This window comes from Phyllobacterium sp. SL163 (assembly GCF_049896885.1).
Classification (GTDB): Bacteria; Pseudomonadota; Alphaproteobacteria; order Rhizobiales; family Rhizobiaceae; genus Phyllobacterium; species Phyllobacterium calauticae.
On sequence record NZ_JAFCVE010000004.1, the window covers coordinates 67,107 to 93,346 of the forward strand.

The window sequence follows — 26,240 nt, forward strand, 5'->3', positions numbered from 1 at the left end:
GGTCCCGTTCGCCCTACCGGCTGACGATGGAGATTTTCCCGTCAGTGCCGACACTGGCGGCGATGGTGTCGTAGCTGGCGATTGTCGGGTGAGCGGTCGCAATCGCGTGCACCTGCGTCGCCGTCACCACGATGACCTCGGCACCTGCCGCCTCACCCGCTTGAATACCGGCTGGCGCGTCTTCAAAAACCAGACAATCCGCAATATCCACCCCGAGTTTTTCGGCACCGAGCAGATAGCATTCGGGATTCGGCTTGCCGACCGAGACATCCTCGGCCGTCACCATCGTTTGGGGAACAGGAATACCCGCAGCTTCCAGCCGCCGCAGCGCCAGTGCAAGGGGAGCCGATGTCACGATCGCCCAGCTCTGCGGCGGCAGAGAGTTCAGAAAAGCCACCGCTCCGGCAATCGCGACGATACCTTCAACATCGTCGATTTCCTCCCGCTCGATCTCCGCTGCCTCCGCTTCCGGGTCCACCCCCGGCAAAGCCAGCCGGCGGATCGTGTCGACACCGCGAACGCCGTGCATGGTTGGCAGGAACGTTTCCACATCAAGGCCCCGGCGGCGTGCCCAGTTGCCCCATATGCGCTCGGCGGAAGCCAGCGAATTGAGGATCGTGCCATCCATGTCGAAAAGCAGTGCCGCAAACGGCTTGCTGAAAACGGCGGAAGTGGTTGGAGACAATTTGAATTTCCTTTCATGGGCAAAACCACCGATACACAATTGCAGCGCTTGCCCGCAACGCCCGCCGTGCTAATTTCCGGCGCAAATCCGAATCCGGCAGCGCTGTGCGATTTCACGGCCGGAGCGCAGGGCGACCAAGGGGGACATCCATGTTTTCGCATGTTTACGTCGGCACCAATGATTTCGCGCGCGCGGTCGCCTTCTACACCCCGATCATGGAGATATTGGGCAATCAGCTGCGTTTTTCCGATCCGCAGAAACCGTGGGCAGGCTGGCAGCCGCGGAATGGCGGGCGCCCGCTCTTTCTCATCGGAACACCTTTTGACGGGGAACCCGCCCGATCCGGCAACGGTCAGATGATTGCATTTCTTGCGCCGGACCGGGCAAGTGTCGACAGCATCCATGCCCTGGCTCTGGCCAGCGGCGGCCGTTGCGAGGGCCCGCCCGACCTTCGGCCGCATTACCACGCGCATTATTACGGCGCCTATTTCCGCGATCCGGACGGCAACAAGATCTGTGTTTGCAACCACGACACGCCAGCGCTGCCCGCATGAGCATCACGCGTCTGACGCAGTTCTGGATCGGTGATCCTAACAATGGCCGGATCGGGATCTTTTCTGATATCAATGAGATGATTCTGCAGGAATTGAAGAACAAGACGATCGATCTGGCCTGACAAAGAAGCGGCAGATCATGACAGTGGGTTGGGAGGCACGCATGTCACTGAACGAAACGGTCGATCCGTACCGTAAAATAAGCCTGCGCATCATTCCTTTCATGATGGTGCTCTATCTCGTCGCATTTCTCGACCGGGTGAATATCAGCTTTGCGGCCCTCACCATGAACGACGATGTCGGCCTGACACCCTATGTCTATGGATGGGGTGCGGGCATCTTCTTTCTCGGCTATTTCCTGTTTGAAGTGCCCAGCAACGTCATTCTCGAAAAGGTCGGGGCGCGGCTGTGGATCGCCCGGATCATGATCACCTGGGGACTTGTCTCCGCCGCGATGGCCTTTGTACAGGGGCCATGGAGTTTCTTCATCCTGCGCTTTCTGCTCGGCCTTGCCGAGGCGGGGTTTCTTCCCGGCATGATCCTTTACCTCACATACTGGTTTCCGGCGGCGCAGCGGGCGAAATTCATCGGCCTGTTCATGGCAGCGGTGCCGCTGGCAAGCGCCGTCGGCGCACCGCTTTCCAGCCTGATCATCGGGATCGAGCATGCCTGGGGGCTGAAAGGCTGGCAGTGGCTGTTCATCATCGAGGGCATCCCGTCCTGCCTGCTCGGCCTTGCGGTGCTGCGCCTGCTGCCCAATGGCCCCGCGCAGGCACCCTGGCTGACACTGACCGAACGCCGCATCGTCCAGGAGAGACTGGACAAGGATCACCTCGCCCATTCCGGCCGCGCCCAGCACAGGCTCTGGCCCGCCCTGGTCGACAGGCGGGTGCTGCTCCTCGGCCTTGTCTATTTCGGCATCGTGATCGGGCTCTACGGCATCGGCCTGTGGCTGCCGCAAATGATCAAGGCGATGGGTTTTTCCAACACGCAGGTCGGCTTCATCACCGCGCTCCCCTATCTCGTCAGCGCCATCGCCATGCTGCTCTGGGGCAGGCACAGCGACAAAACCGGCGAGCGGGTCTGGCATGTCGCCATTGCCGCGGCGGTCAGCGCCATCGGCTTCATCGGCAGCGTCTATCTCCAGTCCAATCTGGTGGCCCTGCTCTGTCTCGGCATCGCTTCCATCGGCATCTATGCGAGCCTCGGACCCTTCTGGGCTATGCCACCGGTCTTCCTGCAGGGAACGGCGGCGGCCGGCGGCATCGCGCTGATCAATTCTGTCGGCAATCTCGGCGGTTTCGTCGGTCCCTATCTCGTCGGCTGGATCAAACAGAGTACCGGCAGTTTCCAGATCGGTATGGGCGTGCTTGCCTGCTGCCTTGCGGCAGCAGCAGTCATGGTCCTGTTTCTCGGCCGGGAGCTGAAGTCGAGCCGGCATGATGCGATAAGCTGACCCTTATTCGAACAGATCCGGATGGTTTTTCTCGACCTCCGGCAGAGCCCGCAATATTTCGGTGAGGTGGTGGCGCATCGCCGCTTCCGCCGCTTCGGGATCGGCTGCATCGATGGCGGTGACAATTGCCTGATGCTGCTGGATGAGAAGCTGCATGGCTGCCGCATTCAGCAGGGTAAGCTGGCAGGCCCGATCCATATGGGCCTTGAGGTTGCCGACGACCGACCACGCCATGGGGCAGCCCGCGCCTTCCGCAAGCGCAATGTGGAACTGCTCGTCGAATCTCTGGAAAGCGCTGTGGTCGGTTCGCGCGGCGGCACGCGCCTGCGCTTCAAGCGCCTCATCGATCTTTTCCCGGCTTGCCGGATCAAATGCTTCACAGGCACGGCGCACAACGGCACTTTCGATGACCTCGCGCAGAAACCGTGCCTCGCGCATCTTGGCAATGGAAATCTTGACCACCATCGTGCCCCGCTGCGGCAGCACTTCGACAAACTGCTGTTTGCTGAGTGCGATCAGGGCTTCGCGCACGGGCTGGCGCGACACGCCGTAGCGCTCGGCAATCTCCTGCTCCGACAAGCGCACGCCCGGATATAATTCCAGCGAAACAATGGCCCTGAGCAGCTCCTTTTCGAGCCGGTGCGCCGTTGAGCCACCACGGCTGAGATCAATCGTCAAACCTGCTCCTCCAATCCGCTTGCATTGCATCGATTACCATATCATACTACCATACTAGTATATGCCGTGCCAGCCGCGGTCAAGCGACGGCCTGTTTGTGAATCTGAATCCGGTGCCGGATAAACATGGCACCCATGCTGTTTCGCACAGGAATCCGCCTGAACCAAGCAAAGCGTGCATAGAGCCAGCAACACGGCGGGCGGATTGAGGAGTCCGCCATCGTGTCCGAAGCCGTCCTGAGGAAGAACGGCAGCATGGGGTGACGCCGATCATGTCTGGCGTCGGGAACAATCAAGGCCACGGGGAGTGGCCGATGTGGAGGAGAGACTATGAAGGATTTTCGCCTGACACGCCGTGCATTTGGCTTTGGCCTTGCCGGTGCCGGAACATTTGCCATTCTTGGCCGCGCGACACGCGCCGAAGCCGCCCCGGTGACCCTGCGCATGTCGTCGTCCCTGCCCGCCGATCCGAACTCGGCGCACTGGTTGTGGTATGACCGCTTCCAGAGCAGCCTGAAGAACAAGGCCGGCGATGCCGTCGAGATCAAATATTTCCCCGACAATCAGCTTGGCAAGGAAGCCGACATTGTCGGCCAGGTGAAGCTCGGCATTGTCGACATGATGATTTCCGGCTCCTCCATCTGGGGCACGCTTGCGCCGGAAATCGGTGTTCTCGATCTCGGCTATCTCTTCAATTCGATGGATGCGGCCGGACCGGTGCTCGATGGCAGCGCGGGCAAGGTGCTGAACGGCATTTTTGCCGACAAGATTGGCGTCGAGGTGGTCAGCTGGGCCTATAGTCTTGGCGGACGCAATGTGACGGCGCGCCAGCCCGCCAACACGCCCGAACTGCTGAAGGGACAGAAGATTCGCGTTCTGCCGGTTGCCAATTTCGTCGCGACGCTGAAGGCGATGGGGGCTTCGCCCACGCCGATGTCGCTGGGCGAAGTCTACACCGCCCTGCAAACGGGCGTCATTGACGGGCTGGAACATGATGCACCGACTGTCCTGGCGCTGAAGTGCTACGAGGTGGCCAAGCACATTTCCCTCACCCAGCATATCTGCAATCCGCAGACCATCGTCATCGGCAGGCGCGCACTGTCCAAAATACCGGCGGAACACCTGCCCGCCTTCCGCGAGGCCGCGGCGGAAGCCTCCGCCTTCCAGCGCAGCAAGGCAAACGAGATCGAAGCCAGCGCGCTGGCAAAACTGCGCGGCAATGGCGTGACGACGCACGAGGTCGACCGTGCCGCCTTCAAGCAGCTTGTCATGCCGCTCTGGGACGAGTTCGCCAAGGCCTACCCGAGCACCAAGCCCGTGCTTGAATCCATCACCAAGGCCTGAGGTCGCCCATGTCAGTCGAGGCCGCCTTGCCCACCGCCCATGCACCAGCTGTCAGGGGGGCGCCGTTTGTCGGCGCTCTCCTGCGCATCGTCGAAATTCTTGCTGCCATCGCCCTGGCCGCCGATCTCGCGCTGGTCATCATCGCCGTCCTCTGGCGCTTTGTCTTCAACGACACCATTCTGTGGGCCGATGAAGTCGCACGCATGCTGCTTATCACCGTCGCCTTCCTGGGTGGTGCTGCAGCGGTCGCCAAGGGCAATCATGTCGGTATCCGTATCCTGCGGGACAAGCTGGCGCCGCAGCATGCATCCCGCGTGGAAGCGGCCGGTTTGTGGATCGAACTCGGTGTGACACTCGCCGTGGCGGTTTTCGCCATTGAATATTGCGAGTCTGCCTCCACGCAGGTCACCTCCACCGGCCTGCCGCAAAACCTCTTCATGTATCCGCTTATTGTCGGCGGCTTCTGCATGGCCATTTTCACCGCGGCACGGCTGCTGGCCTATCCCAGGGCGGATATCGCAATGGGCCTGGCCGGGCTTCTTGTTCTGGCAGGTGTGGTGACACTCTGGTCAACACTTCTGCCTGATCATGCGCCCAGCCCGCTGGTTCTCATGCTCGGCGGGTTTGCCATTTGCCTGTCCAGCGGCATTCCCATTGCCTTTTCACTGTGCGTCGGCGCCTTGCTCTACATTCTCGGCGATGGCTTCATTCCATTCGCGGTGTTTGCCCAGCAGGCATCCAGCGGTATCGACAATTTCGTGCTGCTTGCCGTACCGTTCTTTGTCCTGACTGGCCTTGCCATGGAAGTGAACGGCATGTCGGTGCGGCTGATTGAGTTGCTGCGCCGGGGTGTCGGCGAGCGCAAGGGCGGGCTCAACATCGTCACCATTCTCAGCATGGTGCTGTTTTCAGGCATTTCCGGCTCGAAGCTGGCGGATGTGACCGCCGTCGGTACGGTCATGATCCCGGCCATGCGGAGGTCGGGCCATGATCCCTCCGAAGGCGTGGCCCTTCTGGCGGCCAGTGCCGTCATGGCGGAAACCATCCCGCCCTGCATCAACCTCATCATTCTCGGCTATGTGGCGAACCTGTCCATCGGCGGCCTGTTTGCGGCAGGCATTTATCCGGCAATCCTGATGGCTGGAGCCCTCATCCTTGGCGTCATCATCTTCTCCAAGAAAGCGCCGCCCGCCCCGGTGGAAACATCGGGCCGTAGTCTCAACAATCTCCTATGGAGCGGTGCAGTCAGCCTTGGTGTCATCGTCATCATTTTTGGCGGCTACCGCTCCGGCTTTGCAACGGCGACTGAAATCGGTGCCTTCGCCGTGGCCTATGCGCTCCTGGTCGGGCGCCTCGTGTTCCGGGAGCTGACATGGCGCAGCACAGTACACCTGTTCATCCGCTCCGCGACGCTTGCCGGTATGATCCTGTTCGTGGTGGCGGCGTCCCAGACCGTTGCCTTCTCGCTGACCATCGACCAGGTGCCGCACATGCTGGCGGAAGCCATGATCAACCTCAGCCACGGTGCTGGCTCCTGGGCATTCATCGTCGCCTCCATCCTGATCCTCATCGTCATGGGGGCGGCACTGGAAGGCGCACCGGCCCTGATCATCTTCGGCCCGCTGCTCATTCCGGTGGCGCAGAGCTTTGGCATCCATCCCCTGCACTACGGCATTGTGCTCATCGTCGCGATGGGGCTCGGCCTGTTCGCACCGCCATTGGGGCTCGGGCTCTACACGAGTTGTGCCGTGGGCGGCGTATCCCTGGAAGCGACGGTCAAGCCAATCGCCAAATATCTGGCGATCCTGTTCATATGCCTCTTGCTGATCGCGTTCATCCCGGACATCACATTGTCGCTGCCGCGCCATATGGGCTTTGTGCACTAGCGGGGAACCACAGCAATCTCGATCCCTTGCGGGAGGGATCGAGCCCCGCGTCAGGCCGTCTTTTCCTCGATTCTGGTATCGTCCTGAATTGCTTCGTCAGGTAAACAAAAAGCAAAGCTACATGAAGCACGCCTGAACGCATCAGCCACCGCCCGGGCAGACGAGTTCAGGCTGGCATCGCCGTGCATCAGAAACAGTTTCCGGGAAAATGGCGGATCAAGCGGACGCACGACACAGCCATCGACAATAGCCGGCAGCGCCAGTTCAGGCACCATGGCCAAGCCGACATGGGACCGGACCATCGAAAACAGCGTTTCCTTTTCCCTCACGCGCACGACAACATCGATTGCAACACCGGCCTCCTCAAGCATCGCGTCGATCTGCGGTCCGCACCCCGTTGCCGATACGACAAAGCGGGCATCCTGCAATTCGGCCAGGAATACGGTCTCGTGCCCGGCCAGGACATGATCGTGCGGAACGAGGAGAAGCAGTTTGTCCTCCATGAAGTGCTCGGCATTCAGACCATCGCATATACCGGCTATGCCGATGTCGATCAGGCCATTTCTGACCCATTCATGCACTTCCTGGTCAGTTCCATCCCAGATATCGAGCCGGATATCGGGAAAATTGCGGCGCAGGTCGCGCAAAGCCGCCGGCGTAATCCGCGACGCGATGCTGGCGACAACGCCGACGCGCACCGTGCCGCAGACATTCCGGTTCTGGCCGAGTTTCCGCAGCCGCTCAATGGCCTGCAGCACGCCGCGTGCTTCTTCGGCAACTTTCTGGCCCATCGCCGTCAGCTCCATATTGCCCCGCTGCCGCTCGATCAGCGGTGCGCCTATCGCGAGTTCCAGGCCGCGGATGGCGTGGCTGACGGCAGACTGGCTTACGCCGATCCGGTCGGCGCCGCGGGAAAACCCGCCTTCTTCCACGATAGCAATCAAAGCCTTCAGCATGGTCAGGTTGATATGAATCTTGCTCATGATGCGCGTCCAGAAGTTTTCATTTTACATGTTTCGATGGCCTATCTATCAGCTCCCCTTGTTTCCGGGCAAGTCAATTTTTTGTATTATAACCCGGTAAAATGCAAAATGAGGCGGCGCCATCCCTAACAGTCTCCCAGGAATCGCGGATTGCACCCCACATCGCCAAGCCACCGATGAACACCCGGCGGCACAGGCTCATACCCTGGCGAATGCAACTCAACTGACCATTGACAGGAAAAATCATGTTCAACCACTTCACGAAATTATGTGTCCGCACCAGCCTGATCGTGGCCATGATGGCAACAGCCGCATGGGCGCAGGAAACAGCGCTGCCCAAGAAGGACATTGCGGGCGCATCGGACAGCCCGGCACTGAAGCGCTATGAAGGCTCGCTCATCCTGAGCCATCTTCACCAGAAATTCACCGACTTCACCTTTCCGCTGTCTCCGCTCGTCGACACGGGCGAGAAGACCGAACAGAGCTATATGGAGATATTCAAGCCCAAGCAGAAGCAGACGGTCGAAGGCGAGCTGACCCGGCTCATTTATCTCACCCCCGAAGGCCGCTCCACGCTCGAGGTCACGCGGAACTATCAGGATGAAATCGCAGCGAAGGGCGGCAAGGTTCTCTATTCCTGCAAGGGCGAAGAATGCGGCGGCAGCGCCGATCTGTCGGCCCGCGTCCCCACGGGCGGCAATGAAGACACCAGCCTGATGATGTACTTCATCGACGAAAGCAAGCTGCAGGCAAAATTCGATGATGCATTGGGCTGCTCGGCCCTGCCGTACAAGATCGATGACCAGCGCTTTTTTGCAGCCAGCTTTCCGCAGGGCGGCGCGGACGCCTATGCGACGGTCCATACCTATCGCATTGCCAAGAGCTTCACCGACGATTGCGCCCGTTTCACCGACCGGACGATCGCCCTCGTCAACGTGGTGGAACCGGAAAAGCGTGAACAGAAAATGGTCACCGTCAATGCCCGCGAAATGGCAACGGCCCTCGATACCAGCGGCCGCGTTGCGCTCTATGGCATTTTCTTCGACACAGACCGGACCGATATCAAGCCGGAATCCGACGCCGCATTGGCGGAGATCGCCAACATGATGAAATCGAACCAGGACCTCAATGTTCTGATCGTTGGCCACACGGATGACGTCGGCAATTTCGACTACAATGTCGACCTGTCCAAGCGCCGGGCTGCATCGGTGACCAGAACGCTGGCGGATCGCTACGGTATCGCGATCGGGCGGCTGCGCTCCTTCGGTGCGGGCATGTCTGCCCCTACTGCAAGCAATGCAACCGAGGAAAACCGCTCAAAGAACCGGCGCGTTGAACTCGTCAAAATGCGCTAACACGCACAATCCGTTGGCGGCGCAAATGCCGCCAACGCGATGTGTTTCAGAGCTTTTAATCTCCGCAGGCGGTTGAATGGCCGACATGGCAATCAGGCACGCCAGCAGGTGTACATTCTCAAAGATCAAGCAGGACACTCATGTGGAACTTCAGTATCAGCCGTTCACTCGGCCTCATGGCGCGCACGGCCCCGTTCATCGCGCTTAGAATTGCGATCTATTTCGGCATGGTCATCGCCTATGTGCTTGTCACATCAACCGGCGCCGGTATCGGATGGGGTATCGGCGGCCTCGGCGACGAAAATTTCCGAGCCAATTCCATCTTCATCGGCGGGCTGTTGGGCTTCTGTATGACCGCAGGAGCACTCTATCTCATGCGGGAATATATCCTCTACGTCGTCAAGGCAGGGCATATTGCCGTGCTGGTGGAGCTCCTCGATGGCAGGCCATTGCCGGACAATCAGGGGCAGATCCAGTACGCCAGAGGCATCGTCGCAAACCGGTTTGCCGAGGCAAGCGTCCTTTTTGCCGTTGACCAGTTGATCAAGGGTGTGCTGACGGCCATCACCGGACTGGTGCAGGGTATCGCAGCCTTTCTGCCCCTTCCCGGCCTCGACCAGCTCATGTCGCTGATCCGGGCATTCCTGCGCATCGCCGTCGGCTTCATCGACGAGGTCATGCTTGCCTACATCATCCGGACCCGCAGCCCCAATCCCTGGCAATCGGCACAGTCGGCACTGGTGCTCTACGGCCAGAATGCGGGAACGATGCTGCGCAACGCCGCGTTCCTGACCGTCATCGTCTACGGCCTGTCGATCGCCGTGTTCCTGGTGATGCTGGCGCCGGCAGCGGCCCTGCTCTACTGGATTCCAGGCGGTTGGACATCAGGCGGTTTCCTTCTCGCCCTCATCTTTGCCTGGGCCGTCAAGGCGGCCCTCATCGAACCGTTTGCCATCACATGCATGATGCAGGTGTTTTTCCGGACGATCGAAGGCCAGTCGCCCAATCCCGAATGGGAAGCCAAGCTGTCGCAACTGTCCGGCAAATTCAGAAAACTCAAGGAAAATGCCGGTCTGGCGGCAACGGCATAAACCGCCAGGACACAAGACGGCCTGCACCCGGAGAGGAATGCCCGGGAGCAGGTCGCAATATCTCACGCGTGATGCCTGCTCACATCCGCATGAACATCGTCCAGAATCTGCTTCAGGACATCCAGCAACTGCCCGATCTGGTCAAGCGTGGCAATGAATGGCGGCGCCAGAACCACGGAGGCGCCGAGCGGACGAATGATGAAGCCGAGATCGCGCGCCGCCTTGGCGATCCGGTCCCCGACGCGATACTCCCCCGCATAGGCGGTCTTGGTTTTCTTGTCCGCCACCATCTCCAGCGCACCCATCAGGCCAAGGCCGCGCGCCTCGCCAACCATGGGGTGTTCGGCCAGCGTGCGCAATCCGGCCTGGAAAACCGGGCCGACCGTGCGAATGTTGTCGAGAATGCCCTCTTCCGTGATGATGCGGATCGCTTCCAGCGAAATGGCGCATCCAACGGGATGACCGCCGGTGGTATAACCATGCGGAAACTCTTCCCAGCGTTCGCAGGCGGCGGTCGCCCGCTTGTCCATGTCGGCCGACAGCATCACGGCGCCCATCGGGAAATAACCCGCCGACATGCTCTTTGATGCCACGATGATATCCGGCCGCAGGCCGACCGCCTGCGCCCCCCACAGATGCCCTGTCCGGCCGAAGCCGCAGATCACCTCATCGGCGACGAGCGGGATGCCATAACGCTGCAGAACCGGCTGGATCATGCGGAAATACCCATCCGGCGGCACGATGACACCGCCCGCCCCCATCACGGGCTCGGCGAACATGCCGGCAATGGTCTCCGGGCCTTCCGCCAAAATCTGCTGTTCGAGCCGGGCGGCAAGCCGGGCGCAATAGTCCTCATCGCTTTCACCCGGCAGCGCAAAGCGCCAGCTATGCGGACAGTCAAGGGTAACGATCTCGGCATTGGGCAGACCGAAGGCCCGCACGTAATCCTTGCCCGTCAACGCCGAGGCCATGACGGTGGCGCCATGATAGGCGTTCTTGCGTGTCAGCAGCTTGCGCCGTCTGGGCTGGCCTTCCGCCGCCCACATCATCCACAGGAGCTTGATGACGGATTCATTGGCATCCGAGCCCGAGTTTGTGAAAAAGACACGGCTCATCGGCACCGGCGCCAGTTCAAGCATGCGCTCGGCCAGAGCAACGGTGGGCTTCGAGTTACGGCCAAAGAAGGTGTGATAACCGGGAAACTGCGCATATTGCCGGGCGGCAACGTCGGCCAGGCGCGTTTCGGAAAATCCCAGCGTCATGTTCCAAAGGCCGGAGTTGCCCTCGAAATAGCGCTTGCCGGCGGTGTCGAAGATATAGGCGCCATCGCCTTTCTCGACGATGGCCGGTCCATCCTCTCGCAGTGATGCCAGATCCGAGAATGTATGGAAGAAGCTGCCAAGTTCCCGGCGCTCCCAAGACTGTACTGTTGCGTCCATGAATCCCTCCAGAAGTAACGATGCGTTGATCGCATCTGCGCTTCATGAGAATTCACATATTGCATTTTGTCAATACAAAATGCTTTTATTGACATTGCAGCATCATCACTTTGACGAACCATATATCGCAACAACATCTTGCGGCTCGGCATAAACATGTCCGCTTTCCGGTGTATTCACTACGATGTTTCTTGAAATGGGGATTTAGCCGGCATCAGGCGATACCAGCGTGAAAATTCTCTATTGCACTATATTTGAGATAAATGCGGAAGCGACCCAAGCAGAACACCAATGTCCTGCCTGCGGATCAGCACGGTGCCGCGACCGGCGGGTGACGTATCAGTCCTTTTCCAGGGAAAGATGCAAATCCCCCGCCCGGACCCGCTCAAGATCGTCCTCGATGTACTTGAATGTCTCATCCCTGGAGATTTGCAGATGCAGCCGCATCAGGGCCGCAGCCACCTGCCTCTCGCCGCGCAGCAGGGCTGCGATGATATTGCGGTGTTCACCGAGGGAGTCGCGGATGCGGTCGAGCCGGACAAACCCGATATATTCGTTGACCCGCCGGATGTTGTTCTGGCGCTCGATGGCGTCAACCAGATGCGCAGACTTGGCGCCGAGCGCGATCAGCCGGTGAAATTTGGCATCCAGATCGAAAAGCCGGCGCTGATCAACCTTTTCGATATTGGCGATTGTATTGGCATGATCGCGGTCAATCGCCTGAAAGGCCTCGACATCGACGAAGTAGGGATCGGCCAGAATGGTGGCCGGTTCAAGAATCTGGCGGAACTTGTATCCGCTCTCCAGGGCAGTGGCACTGACGTCGGCAAAAATCCATCCGTGACCGACGGACGGTTCGACCAGTTGGTCGCGCATCAGGCGACGCAGGGTCGACATGAGAATGCCGTGCGGAACCGCATATTTCTGCATCAGCGCCCGCTCGCTGATCACGCTGGCGAGCTGGCCGAGCGCCATGTCGCGCATCACCCTTTCATCCAGCAGCTCATTCTTCTCGGCATCCGTATCAAACACGTCGGCGCTTGCATCCGCGAGGCGAAACCCGCGGTGCTGCTCGTAGCTGACGACACCTTCATTCTGCAGCTGCCAGAGCACCTTGCGCACGGGCGTGCGCGAAATCCCCAGGGCATCGGCAATTTCCGCCTCATTCACCCGGTCGCCGACATGCAGGTCCTCACCGAACCGTCGTTGCAATTGATCGCGAATCCGTGTCTGAAGTGGTGTGTGCTTGGTCAAGTTCCAATACCCCTTGTAATATTAATTGTACTTTTTCCCAACAAAGAACTTTTATCAATCCTTATACGGTCATTTCCAACATAAAAACGCACTTTTCTGCTTCAAATCATCACATTTGTTCGTTTGCGGACCGCAATGGGGATATCTCCAGGCTGGCGCTAAGCCATTCATCAGCCCAGATCATGGCATTGGTCCATGTCCATGCCCGCATGCCCTGACGGGTTGCCGCTCGAAGAATCCTGTAGCGCTTCCATGTTAGCCGGAATAGGAATTGGCAAAAGGAAGGAATCAACCATGGCTCTACGCTTATTCGGATCACTCACCGCAATTGCCATGCTGGCTTTGACCGCCGGCACGGCGCCCGCCTGGAGCAGCGACAGCGTCCAGACGATTGCCTTTATCAGGCATGGTGAAAAGCCGGAAAAAGGCCTGGGCCAGCTCAATTGCCAGGGATTGAATCGCGCCCTCGCCCTTCCCCCGGTGATTGCCAGGACACTGGGCAAGCCCGATTATATTTTCGCACCGAACCCCTCCGATCAGAAGGAAGACGGCGGCGAGAACTATGACTACATCCGCCCTCTGGCCACGATCGAGCCGACGGCCATCTCGTTCGGCCTGCCGGTCAACGCGAGCATCGGCGTGTCCGAGCGCAAGGACCTTACCAAGGCCCTGAGCAAGCAAAAATTGCGCAATGCCCGCATTCTGGTCGCCTGGGAACACAAGAAAATCGACAACATCGTCAGCGACCTTCTCGAAGCCAACAATGGCGACGCCGGAGCCGTGCCGAAATGGCAGAAAGATGATTTTGACAGCATCTATGTCGTCACGATCACCCGAAATGGCGAAACGTCAAAATCGACGTTCGAAATCAAGCATCAGGGCTTGAACGGACAGCCGCAGACCTGCCCGCACTGACGGCACAGGCGTCGAATTCACGCCACCGCATCAGCCCATCAACGGTCGTTGCAATGGGCTGCATGTCTCCGCGCAATTTCCAGTTGTTCTCCGCGCCTATTACCAATAGTTTGGTGACGGGCTGATTGGGTTGTGACGGCATGTTTTGCGTGCCGTTTCGGGGGTAAAAATGATTTTTTGCGATTCAGCGGGACCGGTCTACTCGCCGCAAGACCTGGCAATCATGCGAAAGGCTTATGCTGAAGCTTTCCGCATGCTGGATCTTGGCCCGCGCTCAAAGGTCTATGCGCAGGAAATCTCCCTCATCGTCCTGCAGATCTATACATCAGGCGTATCGGATGTGACGCGGCTTGCCGCGCTTTCGCTTGACCGTGCGGTCCGCAAGAATTTTGAACTGCGCCTGACGCTCGATGCTGCGCGAGCCCATCAGCTGCGCCGCGAACAGGCCGAAGCGGCGGCACGCAAGGCTGCCCTGGTGAAGCCAGGGCCCAGCGCGCCGTACCGGCCCGGCTACACACGCGGCTGAAGCCAAAATCCGGTCGCTTGGCGTGCCTCTTGTTTTGACGTGGCAGCGCCTTGGGTATAAACCTGCACGGGCAACTTTCCTCGTCCCTGCAGTCTAAAATGCTCCGAAAATTCAACATTCGCCGCCTCGGTGTCCTTTCCATTCTTCTGGCACCCAGCCGGCTCCGGGCCTTTGCGCGCGGCAGCGAGCTCGGGCTTGTTCTGGCTGCTGCACTGATCGGTCTGGTTGCGGGTGTCGTGGTCACGGGCATGAGCCTGATCACCCAGGAAATGCATCAGCTCATTTTCAAGATCGAAGAAGGCGAACGCCTGAGTTCCATGAGCGCGCTGGATCAGATGATCGTTTTTTCCGCTCCGCTCGCCGGTGGCATTCTGCTCGGAATTCTGGTGCTGATCCTGGCCCGCTGGCGCAAGCGCCCCATGGTCGATCCCATCGAAGCCAACGCCTTGCATGGCGGCCGCCTTTCTCTCAACGACAGTATCATTGTCGCCGTGCAGAATGTCATTTCCAATGGTTTTGGCGCATCCGTGGGATTGGAAGCCGGCTATACCCAGCTGGCATCGGGCCTGGCCTCGAAACTTGGCCTGTCGCTGCAGCTGCGCCGGGCTGAACTGCGCATTCTCGTTGGATGCGGCGCAGCGGGCGCCATTTCCGCGGCTTTCAACGCACCGCTGACCGGATCGTTCTACGCCTTCGAGCTGATCATCGGCTCCTACACCATCACCAGCCTCGCGCCGGTTGTCGTGTCCGCCCTTGTCTCCACCATTGTTGCGCGCGCTCTTGTCGGCAGCGATTTCATGATTGACGTCGGCAGTTTCGGCACGGTCGTCACCGCCGATTATGTGCCGGCCCTGCTGCTCGGCATTCTCTGCGCCGGTGCAGGCATCCTGCTGATGAAGGGCGTCTCCTTTGTCGAGGAACTCGCCCGCAAAAGCTCGGTTCCATCATCGATCCGTCCGGCGATCGGCGGAGCTGTCGTGGGTGCGCTCGCACTGATTTCGCCGCAGGTGCTGTCCGGCGGTCATGGTGCCCTGCACCTCAATCTCGATCATACCGCAACCATTGCCTCGCTGCTTGGCATCCTCCTGCTCAAATCGACGGCCTCGGCAGTGTCCATCGGCTCTGGCTTTCGCGGCGGTCTGTTTTTCGCGTCGCTGTTCATGGGGGCGTTGCTCGGCAAGATATTCGCTTATTCCGCGCCCTTCATTTTTGCGCATGCCACGCTGACACCGGTAATCTACGCCGTGGTCGGCATGAGTTCCCTTGCGGTCGCCGTCATTGGCGGACCGTTGACCATGACCTTCCTGGCTCTGGAAATCACCGGGGATTTTCCGATCACCGCGCTGGTTCTGGCCGCCGTCATCACCGCGTCGCTGACCGTGCGCAACACCTTTGGCTATTCCTTCGCCACGTGGCGCTTTCATCTGCGTGGGGAAAGCATCCGCAGCGCCCACGATGTCGGCTGGATCCGCAATCTCACCGTCGACCGTCTGATGCGCCGGGATGTGCGCACCGCATCGACGCATATGACCATCGCCGATTTCCGCCACGATTTTCCCCTCGGCTCCACCCAGCGCGTTGTGGTTCTCGACGATGCGGGCAAATATGCCGGTATTGTTCTCGTACCCGAAGCCCATTCGGAAATTGTCGATGAATCGGCCCGCACCCAGGAAATCGGCAGCCTGATGAAATACCAGAGCGATTATCTGCACCCGCAGATGAATGCCAAGCAGGCGGTCGGCATCTTCGACAAGACGGAAAGCGAAGCGCTGGCCGTCATCGACAACCTCATCGAGCGCAACGTCGTCGGGCTTCTTACGGAAAGCCATACGCTGCGCCGCTACAGCGAAGAACTCGACCAGCGGCGGCGGGAGATTTCGGGTGAACTGTGAGGCCGGAAACGCGCTGAAACCATCACCGGCACGCCCCGGCCCGATACCTGCGGTAAACTTCATAAAACTGTCATCTGGCAGAAACGGAATATTCAAGGATAGGCGGAAATTATCCGGCGGCAATTTGCATCCATGCCGGAGTACCTCATGTCCTTCCAACCTGCCGAAATGCTGGTCCTGCGCCGTTTTGGTGACGATCAGCTCGTGACCCTCGCCAAGCTGGCCATAGAAACCGCATTCCAGCCCATCGTCGAGGCGGCAACGGGGGCGACCTTCGGCTATGAATCGCTTATGCGCGGGTTTGACCGGCTGGGTTTCGGTTCGCCGCCCGAACTGCTCGACAAGGCGCACGATGTCGGCCAGCTGGCCGAACTGGAACAGATGATCAATGGCCGGGCCTTTGCCGGGTTTTCCGGCCTGCCCGGCTTCACCCACCGCATGCTGTTCATCAATATCGACGCACGCCTGATCAGCCTGGGCACCAATTTCATCGAGCGCCTGACCCAGCAGCTGATCAAGGCCGGCATTCGTCCCTCCTCCATTTGTTTCGAACTGTCCGAGCGCTTCGACAACACCAAGGATGCGGCGTTCACCGCACTGATCAACAAGCTGCGCCATGGCGGCTTCAAGCTTGCCATCGATGATTTCGGCGTTGGGTTCAACGGGCTGAAACTGCTTTGCGACTATCCGACAGACTATGTGAAGATCGACCGCCACTTCATCTCTGGCCTCGATGCCAGCCCGCGCAAACGCCACATCGTCAAGCAGATTGTCCAGATGGGGCATATGCTGGGCGCACGCGTCATCGCTGAAGGCGTGGAGACCGAAGCCGAATATATTGTCTGCCGCGATCTCGGCTGCGATCTCGTCCAAGGATATTACATCGCGCGCCCCACCACCAATGTCGGGGAGCTGCAGGATATTTATCCCCATCTGGAACAGGCCGGTAGCGGGCGCCGCCAAACCACGACGCTCGACAGCATTCTCATCCGGGCGCAGGTGCAGCGCCTGCCCGCCGTGCGCGAGAATGACGATCTCGACAATGTCTTCGAGCTTTTCCGCAAAAACCCGCAGCAGAGCTTTTTTCCGGTGCTCAGCGCCAATGACGAGCCGCGCGGCGTTTTGCACGAATACCACGTCAAGGCGATGATCTATCATCCCTTCGGCCGCGATCTCCTGAAGAACCGCATTTATCAGCGCGGCATCTCGCATTTCGTCACCGGCACCCCGATCGCCGATCTCGATACGCCCGCCGAGCAGATGCTCAAGATTTTCGCCGGGATCGACGGCAGCGACTGCGTGATCCTTACCGAGAACCTGCGCTATGCCGGTGTGCTCTCCGCCTCGTCCCTGCTGAAAATCATCAACGAAAAGCAGCTGAAGACGGCACAGGACCAGAATCCGCTGACCGGCCTGCCGGGCAACCGGTCCATCCGCGACTACGTGCAGGATATCATGCGGGACAGTTCGGTGACCCGCTTCTTCTGCTATTGCGACTTCGACAATTTCAAGCCGTTCAACGACCATTACGGCTTCCAGAAGGGCGATCTGGCCATTGGCCTGTTTGCCTCACTGCTCCGCCATCATTTTGTCGGGGAAGACAAGTTCCTCGGCCATGTCGGCGGCGATGACTTCTTCATCGGCATGAGCGGCGGCAGCCGGGCGGAAATCGAGGAACGGCTGACCGCGCTCTTGGGCGATTTCCAGACCAATGTACTCGATCTCTATACGCCGGAAGACCGCGCCGCCGGTGCGATCCGCGCCCACGACCGATCCGGCGGCGAGCGCCACTTCCCGCTCATGCGCTGCAGCATCGCCGTGCTGGAGATCGCCGAAGGCCTCATGCATGCGGATGTCAATCGGGTCAGCGCATCCATCGCAGCGATCAAGGCTTCAGCCAAGGCCAATCCGTCGGGACTGGTGTTCAGCAATCTGACGGAAGTTTAACCGGCATTCTGGAAATTGCGGACATTCGACAGGATTTCCTTCGACAGCGCCGCGATCAGCTCGCCGTCGGCGCCCTTGCGCGGAACCAGCACGAATTCCACGTCCTCGAGTGTGGGCAGCCGGCCAGCGGGAAGCTCCTGCAAGCCTGCCGGAACCATGCTGCGCGGTTGCACCAAGACGCCCATGCCGGCTCTCGCTGCCGCAATCAGCCCGCTGAGGCTGCCGCAGGTACAGACGATGCGCCAGGGAATCTGGTGCTTTTCCAGCGTCTCCAGCGCTACGCGGCGGGTGATGCTCGGCGGCGGAAAGGCGATCAGCGGCAGCGCCTTCTGCTTTCCAACCAGACGCGCCGGATCGCGCGTCAGCCAGACCAGCGGCTCGCGATAGACTAGTTCGCCGCGCGGATCGCCAAGACGGCGCTTGGCCAGGACCAGATCGATCTCGCCCCGGTCGAGCATCTCGTAAAGGACACCGCTCAGGGACACGGTGAGTTCCAGGTCGACGGACGGGTGCGCCCGCCCGAAATCCTCCAGCACATCAGGCAGACGGCTGGTGACGAAATCCTCGGAAACGCCAAGGCGCAGATGGCCGCGCAAGCTGTTCTCGGCGAAAAGCGCCTGCACTTCGCCATTGATCGTCAGCATGGTCCGCGCATGGGCAAGCAGCGCCTCGCCATCCGGCGTCAGGGCAAGACGATGCGTATCGCGCTGCACCAGACTGCGGCCAAGCTGCGTCTCCAGCCTCTGGATGTGCTGGCTGACCGTGGACTGCCCAAGCCCCAGCTTTTTCGCCGCCATGGAAAAGCTGCCCATCTGCTCCAGGGCGACGAAACTGCGCAATTGCATGAGATCAAGCATATGAAATCCTGAATCATGATAAGTGTTATTCCTTGCATCCTATATCATGATAGTGGATGCTACCGCAAATCTATCGTACCGGAATGACCACCATGTCCCGTTTTTTGCCTGACAATTTCACCCTGATGCTTGTTGCGACCGTCGTGCTGGCATCGTTTTTTCCTGTCAGCGGCGTCGCCGCCGGTTATTTCGGTCTGGCGACGAAAGTGGCCATCGGGCTTCTGTTCTTCCTGCACGGCGCGCGCCTGTCGCGGGATGTGGTCATTGCCGGGTTCCTGCACTGGAAGCTGCATCTGACGATTCTCGCGGCCACCTTCGTGCTGTTCCCGATTTTCGGCCTGGCTGCCGGTGTGCTTGTGCCGACAATCCTGCCGCCTGCCTTCTATACGGGCATCCTGTTTCTATGCGTGCTGCCTTCAACGGTGCAGTCGTCCATCGCCTTTACATCGATTGCCGGCGGCAATGTACCGGCCGCCATCTGCTCGGCGTCCGCCTCGAATATTTTCGGCATGTTCCTGACGCCGCTTCTGGCGGGCGTGCTGTTTTCCGCCAGCGGTCACGCCGGGTTCTCGCTGGATGCGCTGCAATCCATTCTGCTGCAATTGCTGGCACCCTTCATCCTCGGACAGGTGCTGCAGCCATGGATCGGCGATTTCATCCGCAGCAAGAAGAAAATCCTGATGCCGGTGGATCGCGGCTCCATTCTGATGGTTGTTTATCTCGCCTTCAGCGAGTCGGTGAATGAAGGCCTGTGGAAGACCATGTCGCTGCGCGATCTTGGCGTGGTCATTGCCGTCAACATCGTGCTTCTTGCACTGGTCCTGCTCACGACCATGTATGGCAGCCGCTGGCTGGGTTTCTCCAAGGAGGACGAGATCGCCATCACCTTCTGCGGCTCGAAGAAGAGCCTTGCCAGCGGCGTGCCCATTGCCACGGTGATTTTCGCCGGTCAGAACATTGGCAGCATCGTGCTGCCGCTGATGCTCTTTCACCAGATCCAGCTGATGGCCTGTGCCGTCATTGCCCAGCACTATGCGGATGCCCGCAAGAAACAGGCATCCGCGGCATTGGTCCAATCCGCCGGGGATAAAAAGGCTGCAACCACCGCTGCCGGTTAGGCAGCGCGGGTTTCCAGGCTCGGATCGGCAAAGACCTGACCGAGCCAGACACCGCGAAGCGTGCGCGCGCTGACCACGAGCCAGACCATGGCAAGGGCGATCACCAGCACTTCCGCAAACAGGGCGATGCTGACGACCGGGAAAATATGGCTCAGGCGCAGGGTTGCCACGGCATAGACGCCCAGCGGGAATGTATAGCCCCACCAGCCCATGTTGAACGGAATGCCGTCGCGGAAATACCGGATGGTGATCATCACGGCCATGGCCAGCCACCACAGGCCGTATCCCCAGAGGATCACACCGGCAAGCAGGCTCGCGCCGGAGACAGCACTGGCGACAGCACCCAATCCATGGGCGGTGAAGATGTCGGGTGCATTGGCGCTGAGCACGAACATGCCGAGCGCGCCGGTCCCGATCGGTCCGAGGGCAAGCCAGCTCGACGCGGCCATGTTCGGCGCCGGCAGCTTGTGCAGCGCCATGCGCAGGAACAGCACAACGAGAATGCACATCGCCAGCGGCACGGACAGGGCCCAGAGCACATAGCTGGCAAGAAGGACGGAGAGCTGCGTCGAAGCATCGGCAATGTGCGGCAGGAGCAGGCCGCCACTGACCGCCGCAACTTCGCAGGCAACCACCGGCAGAAGCCAGACGGACGTCATCTGCTCCATCGCGTGGGATTGCCGGGTGAACATCATGAACGGTATGGCAAGGCCTATTCCGACGGAAAGGACCACGTCCAGCCACCAGAGCGCATAGGCGATGGCAATGGCGCTCTCGCCCAGCCGGGCAATACCGAACACCAGGAAACCGTTGATGATGGTCGCAAGCCCCATGGGAATGCAGCCGAAGAACATCGACATGACGGGATGATCGAACACCCGCTTCGCCTCTTGGCGATAGCGGAGCCAACGGGTGACATAGGCCAGGCTGCAGGCGGCGAAGAGCAACATATTGACCAGCCACAACGCCTCGCCCAGGGCGAACACCGCGGCTTGGCCGGGGAATTGCCCCAAGGCAATGGAAAGAATGCCCGTCCCCATCGTCGTTGCAAACCAGTTGGGCGTGAACTGACGGACAATACCCAGTCTTTTGGGCGCAATCGAACGGGGAACGGAGCGTGTCGAGGTCTCAAGCGTGGTCATGATGAATCTCTGCGTCATTGGCAGAGCATCCTTAGCAAGCGCCAACCCATCAATTCCAACGCATTAAACTTGTCAAACCAATCGACTAAATCGAATGATCGCCTATACCCGCTCTTCCGCAAGGGAAACAAAGGCATCCGCCGCCTTGCTGTGATAGCGCTCGCGGTGATGCAGGAGATAGAACGGCCGCGGCACGGTCGGATAGGCAACTTCCCGCAACAGTCTGGCGCGAAGCTTGGATGAGGCAACGCTGCGCGATATCAGCGTCGCTCCCACGCCGGCCTCGACAGCTCCGATCACCGCCTCGTTGCCCGGCAGCACCATGGCGATATCAAGCATGGTCACATCCATGTCCACTGCGCCAAGCAACTGTTCAAAAGCCGAGCGGGTGCCGGAGCCCTTTTCGCGCAGGACCCAGGCGACATCGCGGAAATCCCTCGCATCGACAGTGCGGTGCGCGGCCCATGGCTGACCGGCAGCAACCACGATCACCATGTCATCCGTCGCCACGACCCTGGTCGACAGCAACGCATGCTCAACCCTGCCTTCCACCAGCCCCAGTTCCGCCTCGCCCGCTTCCACGGCCGCCGCAACCTGCCGGGTGTTGCCAATGCGGATATCGAGCGTAATTCCGGGATAACGTTTCCTGTAAGCGGCCAGCATGTCCGGCAGCCAATAGCCGGCAATCGTCTGGCTTGCCATGATCGAGAGCTCACCGCGCATCAGACCGGCCAGATCGGTCAATGCGGTTTCGGCGGCCTTGGCCCGCGCGACCACGGCGACAGCTTCCTTTAGAAACACACGCCCGGTCTGGTTGAGAACGATGGAACGTCCGATCCGGTCGAACAGGGTGACGCCATGTCTGGTCTCAAGCGCGGTGATGGCTGCACTCACCGCCGACTGCGTCATGTTGAGAGCCGCCGCCGCATGGGTGATGTGCTCGCGCTCGGCAACCGCGATGAAGATGCGCAACTGGTCCAGCGTCATAAACAGTCTCTCAGCAAGGATTCGGCAACAGCTTCGCCAGATTACACATATTGCCGAGCCGCGCGGGGCCTAAATTTCCGGTTGCAGACAAAACAAAGGGGCCGCACACCGTGCAGCCCCTGTTTCGTCCAGCCCGGCCCGCCTATTACTGCGCCGCCGGCTGTGCCTGCACCCGGGACGCAATGGCTTCCATCAGCTTGGCAGCCAGGGTGTCATATTTTTCATCGTAATGATGATCGCCCTGCAGCTGTATCTTTTGCACCGTGCTGAGCGACGGGTCGTTGCAGGCGGTGTCATCCTCCTGCGTACCATAGACGCACAGCACCTTTGCCGGCGGCAGTTTGGCAACGGCGGGTGCCACCTCGTTGTCGCCGCCAAGACCGAGCCACGCGCCGACCGAAACCTGGAACGGCGTGGTTTCCTCCGTGCCGATCAGACCGACCATGGCGATGCGCTGCTGCAGGTGCTCGGGAATGAAGGGCCAGGCGAAGGGTACCGTGTTGGCCCCGAAGGAATAGCCGAGAAGAACCACGGGCAGCTTGCCTGTCGGATCGGCTTTCTTGATGATGCGGCCGATATCCTTGGCGATGTCTTCCGGCTTGCGCACCGACCAGTAATAGCGCAGGGAATCGACGCCGACGACATGCACACCCTCCTTGGCGATGATATCGCCGACGGATTTGTCGATATCGCGCCAGCCGCCATCGCCCGAGAAGAACACGGCGAGATATTTCGCCGGGCCGTTGCTGCTCGGAATATCGACGATCGGCAGGGTATCGGCGGAGGCATCTTCCTTGGCAATTTCCACTGCCGCGTCGGCCGCCATCTGCATGCGCTCAGGCTTAGCCGCAGCCAGCTTCTCCTGCGCCTTGAAATAACCGGGGGTCGGCGGGCCGGACGGTGCCGGATCGGCCTTTTCCCGCACGATCACCGCCGGATTGGGCAGGTCAGCATCATAGGAATAGCTGTAGCCCTGTCCGGCCACCGGCTCGAAATCCGCCCCTTCACAGGATGGCAGCTTGGTGTTGAGCGCAACGGTCGGGTCGAGCGCGACAGCCCCCGCAAGGGTTGCCGCCGGTGAATTGGCGACCGAGGCATAGGACATCACGCCGCCTTCACCAATGCCGATCATCACAGGATGCATATAGGTATCAAGAGAAATCATGCGCTGAGCTTCCTTCGCAAGGCCCTCAAGATCGGAGACGAAATAGGTGCATTCGCCCGTATCCTGATTGAGTTGCTGACGCCATCTTTCCAGATCGACCGTCAGGACGAGGAAACCGCGATCAAGCAGCAGCTTGGACAGCGCCTCGTCGTCAGCACGGATACCGCCGGTCTGCGACACGAGGATGGCAATACCGGTTGGTTTCATGCTCGGCTGCAGCAGCGGGACTTCGCTCAGGCGTTCGGACGTGACCAGAATGCGCCCGGATGTCCAGAAAGCAAGCCTTGGCACATAGCGATAGGTGACGGAAAGAATGATGCTGATAATCACAAGCGCAGCAACAAGATACAGATAAGGCCTGCGTAGAAATTTCATCGTTTAAAGACCTCGAAGGGGCTGCCGCTCACCAGATTCGTTGCATCGATCAGGGAACGTGGTGTGGCAAGGCCTGGGGGGCAAATCAGATAATAGGGTGTCCATTTCGGACCGAACTTATCCTTGAACGCGCGCAATCCGTCAAATCGATAAAATTCAGCACCACGCCGGTAGATGAACGAACCGATGCGGTTCCAGCGGGACGCGAGATGACTGTCGGAAAGGCCGGACAAGGGAGCCGCACCAAGATTGAACCACTCATAGCCCTCTGCCTTCGCCGCCATCAGCAGATTGGCAAACAGGCCATCCATGATCACGCTCGACGCATCCGGCCGGTGCCGCATCAGATCAACAGCAATTTCCTTCTGCCCCGCGCCGCGCCAGACATTGGCAAAGGCGACGATCGCGCCGTCCTTGCGCAGGACCGCGATGTCGAAATGCGAGAGGTAAGCCACTTCGAACGAGCCGAGCGAAAAACGCTTTTCGGAGCCTGATTTCATTTCCAGCCAGGCATCGGACACCTCGCGCAATTCGTCCATGACCGCCGGCGTCTGCTCCTTGGGCAGGATTTCAAAGGAAATGCCTTCCTTTTCCAGCCGCCTCGCCGCATAGCGCAGCGGCTGGCGTTTTGAACCCTCCAGCGAAAAATCGCGCAGTTCGACGCGCGCAACTTCGCCCAGCTTGAGCGCCGTCAGGCCCATATCGAGGAACAATGGCAGGCGTTCCGGTCCAACGCCATAGAAGACGGTACGGGCGCCAGTGCGGTCTGCCATGTCGCGAAATGCCCAGGCAAGCCCCCCGACGACCCCGTCATCCCCGCCGACCGGTTCGCCCATCGATACCAGGCTGCCACCGGAGCGGGCGAACATCACAAAGCCACGCCCCTTGCCGTCCATCAAAAACCGTTTGTCGCCCAGAAGCGCCAGCGCATCGGAGGCGCGCGGCGACTGCGCCACCAGATCCGGCACCTCTTCCGGAATGGGTTGGGCACGCAATTTGCCGCGCCCGACGCCATTGATCACGGTGTTGATGGTGATCGCCGCCAGCAGGGTCAGCAGCAGAACGCTGCCGCGCAGGAAGCGGGATGCCTGCGCATCCCAGGCAAATTCCCACCAGAGCTGGTTGGCATATTCCACATGGCGATAGGCGAAGAAGCCGAGCCACAGCACGGCAAAGGCCGTGGTGCCGATACTGGCGAGCCAGCCCCAGGTCAGCTTGAAGCTTTCCCCCATCGGCTTGCGGTAGAAGGAATCGCCAAACAGCAGGAGGACGCCTGCCATCAGGGTCAGGGCCAGTGCTTCTTCCCAGTCGAGCCCCTTTGCCAGGGAGAAGACCGCTCCAAGGCTGAAGAGAACAACGGCCATCACCCAGGCGCGCCACAGCCGCCGCGCCAGTCCCCGCGCCACGATGAGCAGCGCCAGACCGACGAAGCTCGCACCGAGATGCGACATTTCCAGGAACGGCATCGGCACGAAATCGGAGAGCACCTCCAGGCGGCGGGTGAAGTCCGGCGTGACCGAGGAAATCAGAAGGACAATACCGCCGAGAAAGGCGATACCGGCGGAAAGCGGCGGTATCAGCGTTTCGAACACCCGCACGGCCAGCATGGTCGGCCCGGCAATAAGGTGACGGCGGCGCAGTATTTCCGAGATGACGAAGCCGATGATGGCGACAAGGAACGGAATGAGGGTATAGATCGCCCGGTACGCCAGCAACGCAGCAATCGCGTCGGGATTTGTGCCAATCCCCAGACCGGCAATCATCGTGGCTTCAAACGCACCGATGCCACCCGGCGCATGGCTGATGATGCCGAGGGCCACGGCGACCACATAGATCAGCGCAAAGGCGGCGATACTGGGCACGGCCCCGTGGGGCATCAGGACATAGAGGGTTGCCGCCGCTGCGGCCACGTCGATCAATCCCGCAATGATCTGCAGCATGGCGCCCTGCGACGACGGCAGGCGCACGGAAACACGGCCGATACGCAGCGTCCGCTCGCGGCGCGACAGCCAGAAGAGCAGCACCGCGACCGCGAGAAGAACGGACGCACCGATCATCTGGTCGATCGCCGGACCGAACGACACAATCCAGGGAATGCGCGTGGGATCGATCACCAGCGCAACGGCAATCATGATGGTGAAGGCAAACCAGATCGCCAGCCATGACGTGCCGATGATCCGGCCGATATCGGCCACATTGATGCCTTCGGCGGCATAGACCCGGTAACGCAGCGCGCCGCCGGTCAGCAGCGAGAATCCGAGCGCATTGGAAATGGCATATCCGGCGCCGCCGGCCATGGCGGAGATATAATAGGGCACACGCTTGGGCGCGATGGTTTCCACAGCCACCACGTCATAGAGCGCGACCGCGGCAAAACTGACAAAGGTAAAGAACAGCGCCAGCAGCAATGTGCTGTTCGGTATCGCATGGATCGAATGCTTGACGGCCTTGAACGAAATCTCGCTGGACAAATGCGTCAGGACCAGCAGGCTGAGGACAGCCACGCCGACGCCGAAGAAGGCGAACATTGCCGATTTCGTCCGTTTTCCCCACGGCAATTTGAGCTGCGAGCGCGCGTTAATTCGCTGCAGC

The 26,240-nt window shown here is 60.0% G+C and carries 22 protein-coding genes; 12 read left to right on the forward strand and 10 right to left on the reverse strand.

Going from position 1 to position 26,240, the window contains the following annotated elements; all coding sequences use genetic code 11:
* Positions 1–13 precede the first annotated feature (13 nt).
* A complete protein-coding gene (locus tag ACP7B1_RS10135) occupies positions 14–685 on the reverse strand; it encodes an HAD family hydrolase (RefSeq protein ID WP_346307808.1) in 672 nt (223 codons plus the stop codon).
* Between the two features lie 149 nt (positions 686–834).
* Between ACP7B1_RS10135 and ACP7B1_RS10140 the strand changes: the two genes are divergently transcribed.
* Genes ACP7B1_RS10140 through ACP7B1_RS10150 form a run of 3 tightly spaced genes read left to right on the forward strand, consistent with a single transcriptional unit; the run spans position 835 to position 2,695 of the window.
* Positions 835–1,239: a VOC family protein gene (locus ACP7B1_RS10140; protein ID WP_346307809.1), complete on the forward strand. Its 405-nt coding sequence runs from the start codon at positions 835–837 to the stop codon at positions 1,237–1,239.
* Positions 1,236–1,361: a hypothetical protein gene (locus ACP7B1_RS10145; RefSeq protein WP_346307810.1), complete on the forward strand. Its 126-nt coding sequence runs from the start codon at positions 1,236–1,238 to the stop codon at positions 1,359–1,361. The genes ACP7B1_RS10140 and ACP7B1_RS10145 overlap by 4 nt, the downstream gene beginning before the upstream one ends.
* A gap of 41 nt (positions 1,362–1,402) precedes the next feature.
* Positions 1,403–2,695: an MFS transporter gene (locus tag ACP7B1_RS10150; RefSeq protein ID WP_346307811.1), complete on the forward strand. Its 1,293-nt coding sequence runs from the start codon at positions 1,403–1,405 to the stop codon at positions 2,693–2,695.
* A gap of 3 nt (positions 2,696–2,698) precedes the next feature.
* Here the strand turns inward: ACP7B1_RS10150 and ACP7B1_RS10155 are convergent, their stop codons facing one another.
* Positions 2,699–3,373: a GntR family transcriptional regulator gene (locus ACP7B1_RS10155; RefSeq protein ID WP_223613010.1), complete on the reverse strand. Its 675-nt coding sequence runs from the start codon at positions 3,371–3,373 to the stop codon at positions 2,699–2,701.
* A 329-nt stretch (positions 3,374–3,702) separates the two neighbouring features.
* Between ACP7B1_RS10155 and ACP7B1_RS10160 the strand changes: the two genes are divergently transcribed.
* On the forward strand, positions 3,703–4,716 hold the full coding sequence (locus ACP7B1_RS10160) for a TRAP transporter substrate-binding protein (RefSeq protein WP_346307812.1): 1,014 nt from the start codon (positions 3,703–3,705) through the stop codon (positions 4,714–4,716).
* An 8-nt stretch (positions 4,717–4,724) separates the two neighbouring features.
* Entirely contained in the window at positions 4,725–6,602 is a 1,878-nt protein-coding gene (locus tag ACP7B1_RS10165) for a TRAP transporter large permease subunit (RefSeq protein ID WP_346307813.1), read from the forward strand.
* A gap of 50 nt (positions 6,603–6,652) precedes the next feature.
* Here ACP7B1_RS10165 and ACP7B1_RS10170 read toward each other — a convergent pair whose 3' ends face one another.
* Positions 6,653–7,585: a LysR family transcriptional regulator gene (locus tag ACP7B1_RS10170; protein ID WP_346307814.1), complete on the reverse strand. Its 933-nt coding sequence runs from the start codon at positions 7,583–7,585 to the stop codon at positions 6,653–6,655.
* 245 nt (positions 7,586–7,830) lie between these two features.
* Between ACP7B1_RS10170 and ACP7B1_RS10175 the strand changes: the two genes are divergently transcribed.
* Complete coding sequence (locus tag ACP7B1_RS10175; RefSeq protein WP_346307815.1) at positions 7,831–8,940, forward strand: OmpA family protein; 1,110 nt, start codon at positions 7,831–7,833, stop codon at positions 8,938–8,940.
* Positions 8,941–9,080: 140 nt separating this feature from the next.
* Entirely contained in the window at positions 9,081–10,031 is a 951-nt protein-coding gene (locus tag ACP7B1_RS10180; RefSeq protein WP_346307816.1) for a hypothetical protein, read from the forward strand.
* 62 nt (positions 10,032–10,093) lie between these two features.
* Here ACP7B1_RS10180 and ACP7B1_RS10185 read toward each other — a convergent pair whose 3' ends face one another.
* Together ACP7B1_RS10185 and ACP7B1_RS10190 are read right to left on the reverse strand one after the other, a co-directional pair.
* Positions 10,094–11,470, reverse strand: coding sequence for an aminotransferase (locus ACP7B1_RS10185; RefSeq protein ID WP_346307817.1), 1,377 nt, complete (start codon positions 11,468–11,470; stop codon positions 10,094–10,096).
* Positions 11,471–11,809: 339 nt separating this feature from the next.
* Positions 11,810–12,724 carry a GntR family transcriptional regulator gene (locus ACP7B1_RS10190; protein ID WP_346307818.1) on the reverse strand — a complete coding sequence of 305 codons (915 nt, stop codon included), beginning with the start codon at positions 12,722–12,724 and terminating at the stop codon, positions 11,810–11,812.
* A gap of 294 nt (positions 12,725–13,018) precedes the next feature.
* Between ACP7B1_RS10190 and ACP7B1_RS10195 the strand changes: the two genes are divergently transcribed.
* The 4 genes from ACP7B1_RS10195 to ACP7B1_RS10210 all read left to right on the forward strand — a co-directional run bounded on the left by ACP7B1_RS10195 (position 13,019) and on the right by ACP7B1_RS10210 (position 18,004).
* Positions 13,019–13,639 carry a hypothetical protein gene (locus tag ACP7B1_RS10195; RefSeq protein ID WP_346307819.1) on the forward strand — a complete coding sequence of 207 codons (621 nt, stop codon included), beginning with the start codon at positions 13,019–13,021 and terminating at the stop codon, positions 13,637–13,639.
* Between the two features lie 223 nt (positions 13,640–13,862).
* Entirely contained in the window at positions 13,863–14,165 is a 303-nt protein-coding gene (locus ACP7B1_RS10200) for a hypothetical protein (protein WP_346307820.1), read from the forward strand.
* A 98-nt stretch (positions 14,166–14,263) separates the two neighbouring features.
* Positions 14,264–16,057 (forward strand): chloride channel protein, encoded by a 1,794-nt coding sequence (locus ACP7B1_RS10205; protein ID WP_346307821.1) that lies wholly within the window; start codon positions 14,264–14,266, stop codon positions 16,055–16,057.
* A 147-nt stretch (positions 16,058–16,204) separates the two neighbouring features.
* Positions 16,205–18,004, forward strand: a complete 1,800-nt coding sequence (locus tag ACP7B1_RS10210; protein WP_346307822.1) for a GGDEF domain-containing protein — start codon at positions 16,205–16,207, stop codon at positions 18,002–18,004.
* Here the strand turns inward: ACP7B1_RS10210 and ACP7B1_RS10215 are convergent.
* Complete coding sequence (locus ACP7B1_RS10215) at positions 18,001–18,861, reverse strand: LysR family transcriptional regulator (RefSeq protein ID WP_346307823.1); 861 nt, start codon at positions 18,859–18,861, stop codon at positions 18,001–18,003. The two genes, ACP7B1_RS10210 and ACP7B1_RS10215, sit on opposite strands and share 4 nt — an antisense overlap.
* 92 nt (positions 18,862–18,953) lie before the next feature.
* On the opposite strand from ACP7B1_RS10215, the gene ACP7B1_RS10220 reads away from it, so the two are divergent.
* On the forward strand, positions 18,954–19,979 hold the full coding sequence (locus ACP7B1_RS10220; protein WP_426136903.1) for a bile acid:sodium symporter family protein: 1,026 nt from the start codon (positions 18,954–18,956) through the stop codon (positions 19,977–19,979).
* On the opposite strand, the gene ACP7B1_RS10225 is transcribed toward ACP7B1_RS10220, so the two are convergent.
* The 4 genes from ACP7B1_RS10225 to mprF form a co-directional block, all read right to left on the reverse strand.
* The gene (locus tag ACP7B1_RS10225) at positions 19,976–21,139 is read right to left on the reverse strand and encodes a TDT family transporter (RefSeq protein ID WP_346307825.1); all 1,164 of its coding nucleotides are present in this window, start codon (positions 21,137–21,139) and stop codon (positions 19,976–19,978) included. The genes ACP7B1_RS10220 and ACP7B1_RS10225 overlap by 4 nt on opposite strands.
* A gap of 84 nt (positions 21,140–21,223) precedes the next feature.
* A complete protein-coding gene (locus tag ACP7B1_RS10230; protein ID WP_346307826.1) occupies positions 21,224–22,108 on the reverse strand; it encodes a LysR family transcriptional regulator in 885 nt (294 codons plus the stop codon).
* 145 nt (positions 22,109–22,253) lie between these two features.
* A complete protein-coding gene (locus ACP7B1_RS10235; RefSeq protein WP_426136904.1) occupies positions 22,254–23,648 on the reverse strand; it encodes a virulence factor family protein in 1,395 nt (464 codons plus the stop codon).
* On the reverse strand, positions 23,645–26,176 hold the full coding sequence (gene mprF / locus ACP7B1_RS10240; protein ID WP_426136905.1) for a bifunctional lysylphosphatidylglycerol flippase/synthetase MprF: 2,532 nt from the start codon (positions 26,174–26,176) through the stop codon (positions 23,645–23,647). The genes ACP7B1_RS10235 and mprF overlap by 4 nt, the downstream gene beginning before the upstream one ends.
* Positions 26,177–26,240 lie beyond the last annotated feature (64 nt).

Bases quoted from the DNA above. Each gene is read 5' to 3' on its own strand.
- ACP7B1_RS10205 (WP_346307821.1), top strand. From the start codon at position 14,264: ATGCTCCGAAAATTCAACATTCGCCGCCTCGGTGTCCTTTCCATTCTT.
- ACP7B1_RS10225 (WP_346307825.1), bottom strand. From the start codon at position 21,139: ATGACGCAGAGATTCATCATGACCACGCTTGAGACCTCGACACGCTCC.
- ACP7B1_RS10215 (WP_346307823.1), bottom strand. From the start codon at position 18,861: ATGCTTGATCTCATGCAATTGCGCAGTTTCGTCGCCCTGGAGCAGATG.
- ACP7B1_RS10195 (WP_346307819.1), top strand. From the start codon at position 13,019: ATGGCTCTACGCTTATTCGGATCACTCACCGCAATTGCCATGCTGGCT.
- ACP7B1_RS10175 (WP_346307815.1), top strand. From the start codon at position 7,831: ATGTTCAACCACTTCACGAAATTATGTGTCCGCACCAGCCTGATCGTG.
- ACP7B1_RS10235 (WP_426136904.1), bottom strand. From the start codon at position 23,648: ATGAAATTTCTACGCAGGCCTTATCTGTATCTTGTTGCTGCGCTTGTG.
- mprF (WP_426136905.1), bottom strand. From the start codon at position 26,176: ATGTTCGCCTTCTTCGGCGTCGGCGTGGCTGTCCTCAGCCTGCTGGTC.
- ACP7B1_RS10220 (WP_426136903.1), top strand. From the start codon at position 18,954: ATGTCCCGTTTTTTGCCTGACAATTTCACCCTGATGCTTGTTGCGACC.
- ACP7B1_RS10145 (WP_346307810.1), top strand. From the start codon at position 1,236: ATGAGCATCACGCGTCTGACGCAGTTCTGGATCGGTGATCCTAACAAT.
- ACP7B1_RS10170 (WP_346307814.1), bottom strand. From the start codon at position 7,585: ATGAGCAAGATTCATATCAACCTGACCATGCTGAAGGCTTTGATTGCT.
- ACP7B1_RS10165 (WP_346307813.1), top strand. From the start codon at position 4,725: ATGTCAGTCGAGGCCGCCTTGCCCACCGCCCATGCACCAGCTGTCAGG.
- ACP7B1_RS10180 (WP_346307816.1), top strand. From the start codon at position 9,081: ATGTGGAACTTCAGTATCAGCCGTTCACTCGGCCTCATGGCGCGCACG.
- ACP7B1_RS10200 (WP_346307820.1), top strand. From the start codon at position 13,863: ATGCGAAAGGCTTATGCTGAAGCTTTCCGCATGCTGGATCTTGGCCCG.
- ACP7B1_RS10150 (WP_346307811.1), top strand. From the start codon at position 1,403: ATGTCACTGAACGAAACGGTCGATCCGTACCGTAAAATAAGCCTGCGC.
- ACP7B1_RS10210 (WP_346307822.1), top strand. From the start codon at position 16,205: ATGTCCTTCCAACCTGCCGAAATGCTGGTCCTGCGCCGTTTTGGTGAC.
- ACP7B1_RS10160 (WP_346307812.1), top strand. From the start codon at position 3,703: ATGAAGGATTTTCGCCTGACACGCCGTGCATTTGGCTTTGGCCTTGCC.
- ACP7B1_RS10140 (WP_346307809.1), top strand. From the start codon at position 835: ATGTTTTCGCATGTTTACGTCGGCACCAATGATTTCGCGCGCGCGGTC.
- ACP7B1_RS10230 (WP_346307826.1), bottom strand. From the start codon at position 22,108: ATGACGCTGGACCAGTTGCGCATCTTCATCGCGGTTGCCGAGCGCGAG.
- ACP7B1_RS10185 (WP_346307817.1), bottom strand. From the start codon at position 11,470: ATGGACGCAACAGTACAGTCTTGGGAGCGCCGGGAACTTGGCAGCTTC.